Origin of the sequence: Kitasatospora nipponensis, assembly GCF_039528135.1 — a bacterium.
Taxonomy (GTDB): Bacteria; Actinomycetota; Actinomycetes; order Streptomycetales; family Streptomycetaceae; genus Kitasatospora; species Kitasatospora nipponensis.
Map to the genome: position 1 here is coordinate 588 of NZ_BAAALF010000612.1, position 248 is coordinate 835.

The following is a 248-nucleotide window of genomic DNA, read 5'->3' on the forward strand; positions in this document are numbered from 1 at the left end:
GCCGCCCCCCCGGGGCCGCAAGCACCGCCACCGTCCCCTCCCAGGCGACGGCCGCCCCCACGGCCGGCCGGGCCGCCCACCGCAGCACCGCCCGGCGTCCGCGCCGCCTGCGCGGCGGCGCCTGGCTCGCCACCGTCCCGCTGCTGCTCTTCTTCGCGGTCGGCTTCGGCCTGCCGGCCGTCGCGATCGCGATCGGCGCCTTCACCACCTCCACCGACGCCCCCGGCGGCGGTGGCACCTTCACCACC